This is a genomic window from Psychroflexus tropicus DSM 15496, from assembly GCF_000378765.1.
Lineage (GTDB): Bacteria > Bacteroidota > Bacteroidia > Flavobacteriales > Flavobacteriaceae > Psychroflexus > Psychroflexus tropicus.
Map to the genome: position 1 here is coordinate 1 of NZ_KB905350.1, position 2,152 is coordinate 2,152.

Below are 2,152 nucleotides of genomic sequence, written 5' to 3' on the forward strand. Positions count from 1 at the left end.
CCGTTGTAAGTAATTAAAAAAACAAGTTTTATGAAAAAAATAGTTTTGATTTTGAGCCTTGTGATTTCTCTCTTTTCCTGTAAACAAAAAAATAAAGATGTAGAAAAAAAAGAATTATCCGAATCTAAAAAAGCTGAATTGATTGCTGAGTTTAAAGAAATGAAAGAAGCAGACCAATTAAACAGGTCTTATATCTCATTAAAAACTTTTGACCAAAACTTAATTGACAGTGTGAACAAATTGACAATAGAAGAAAATATAAAATTCAGACAGACGCATCAATCTGAACTTTCCGAAGAGCAAATAGACTCACTTTGGAGTATTCAGAACGAAATTGATTTAAAAAACACAAATCGACTTTACGAAATAATCAGAGATTATGGATGGTTAAGTAAAGCCAAATTAGATTCAGTTGTTGACCCAATGTTATTTCTATTCCATACACCGAAAGAGACTATTGAAAAGATGCAAAATTTACTTATTGAAGAAGTAAAGGCAAATCGAATGGAGCCTATCAAATTTGCAACCTATGTTGATAATATGAGAAAAAAGGCTTACAGAAAAAATCAGCTCTACGGAACGGGAGATGAATTTGACCCCAAAACGAACTCAGTTGTTCCGCCATTCATAGAAAATATTGACAGTACAAACATTGAGCGTAAGAAAATAGGACTTCCTGAACTAAAACAAGGAGAATATAGAACTGAAAAATAACTACTTACAACAATGGCTATAAGTAATTGCTTGTTCTCGCCTACTTCTGAAAATCCGCGAGGATTTTCAGCTTAATGTGTATTTGCAAAGTTAAGTGCTAATCCACGCAACTACTCATAGCCTAGACCGTTGGCAGTCATATTGAAAAAAACACGAAAAAAAAGTATCTTTTATGATGTTTATTAGTCTACTTAATGAACGATAAAATTTAAAAGTTATGAATAATTGTAAATGCACTAATTGCGATTGCACTAAATGTAATTGTGGAAATTGTTTGGAAAATAATTGTCCTTGCTCTAAATGTGAATGTGACAAATGTAATTGTTGCTAATTTCAATAAAGGTTGGTTTCTTGACTAACCTTTATTTATTTTTGATTATGGAAACTCAAAAAATATGGGACAACTTTAATGATGAATTATATTTCTTCATTCTCAAAAAAGTTAAAAATAAAGATGCCGCAAACGATATTTTCCAAAATACATTTTTAAAAATTCACAAAAATTTATCTAAGCTCGAAAAAGAAGAAAAAGCAAAAGCGTGGATTTTCCAAATTGCCCGTAACGAAACGATTAATTACTTTAACAAAGAGTCCATTTATGTAGAAAAATTAAATATAAATAAGAAAATTCCTCTAGAGAAGTATCAATATATATGTTGCTTTGATAAATTCATAAATGATTTACCCAAAATTTATAGACAAGTAATCGAACTGATTTATATAAAAGGACTAAAACAAAAGGATGTTGCCAAAGAATTAGGAATTAGCCTTGAAAATGTAAAAGTAAGAATTAGGAGAGCAAAAGATATTTTAAAGAAAAAATTCAACGAATGTTGCAAATACGAATTTGATAAAAATGGTAAGTTAATTGGAGAATCGAATTGTTCAATTTGTAAAACAGAATAAAAATACGCCTGCCAACACCGTATATAGCAAATAGTGGGGTTTGTGTATAAAACGGAAGTTTTGGCAAGTTTGCATTGTCGCCAAAAACCAATTTATTGAATTTGTGTATATTTAAATTACAAATCAAAAATTGGTTTTTTGGCTTGTGTTTGGCGGAAAGGTTTTCGCCTATTTGCCCGCTACTTGCCATATACAAACACGTTGTAGGTAAATTGATTGAAAAATATCGTATAAATTAATTTCAATTATTGATCTGAATAAAGGAAAGTCAGTCGGCTGTATGGAATGATTAAAATGCCATTTTACGACTGAATAGTTTGTTTTGTGTCTCAAACTGCTGAATGGATTTCGGCGCCAGAGCAGCTGAAATGATGATCGAAATTAATTGTTGACTGATTTGTCGCCTCTGCCCGACTCCGATTTAAAGAATAATAAAAAGATCAATTATAAACCGAATCTGAATAAAATCTACCTACAACAGAGTGTATAGCTCATTGCGACTGAATTTTCTACCGAAAATTCCACGCAATGT

2 protein-coding genes are annotated in these 2,152 nt (G+C 30.6%); both read left to right on the forward strand.

Translation table 11 applies throughout. The features are described from left to right. The first annotated feature begins 30 nt into the window (after positions 1 to 30). Complete coding sequence (locus tag F598_RS0114070; protein ID WP_019039398.1) at positions 31 to 714, forward strand: hypothetical protein; 684 nt, start codon at positions 31 to 33, stop codon at positions 712 to 714. Positions 715 to 1,092: 378 nt separating this feature from the next. Next, positions 1,093 to 1,620: a sigma-70 family RNA polymerase sigma factor gene (locus F598_RS0114075; protein ID WP_019039715.1), complete on the forward strand. Its 528-nt coding sequence runs from the start codon at positions 1,093 to 1,095 to the stop codon at positions 1,618 to 1,620. Positions 1,621 to 2,152: the final 532 nt, after the last annotated feature.